1 pseudogene is annotated in these 451 nt (G+C 77.8%); it reads left to right on the top strand.

What is annotated here, in order from left to right:
* A pseudogene (locus AC07DS_RS41195) lies at positions 1 to 267 on the top strand (DEAD/DEAH box helicase); the annotation flags it as partial.
* Positions 268 to 451: the final 184 nt, after the last annotated feature.

The following is a 451-nucleotide window of genomic DNA, read 5'->3' on the forward strand; positions in this document are numbered from 1 at the left end:
GACGAGCGTCGTCCCGTCGACCGCGACCGTGGCGGCCGCTCCTTCGAGCGCCGTGACGACCGCGGTGGCTTCCGCCGGGACGAGCGCGGTACTGCCGGGCACCGGGGCAGCGACCGTCCGTTCAACCGTGAGCGTCGTGACGACCGCCCGGGCTTCCGCTCCGCCGGTCACGACCGCCCCAACGGCCGTCGTGACGACCACCGCGGCGGCGGCACCGGCTCCTTCGGCCGCCGCGACGACAAGCCGCGCTGGAAGCGCAACGGCTGACGAACATGAGTGACCGGCATCCTCGCCGGTGACCGAACACGGCTGCGGGGGGGGGGGGGGGGGGGGGGGGGGGGGAGGGGGGGGGGTGGGGGGGGGGGAGGGGGGGGGGGGGGGGGGGGGGGGGGGGGGTGGGTGGGGTCGGGGGGGGGGGGGGGGAAATAAGACACCCGCTCGGTTAGCGCTC

The organism is Streptomyces sp. NPDC044064 (genome assembly GCF_056434245.1).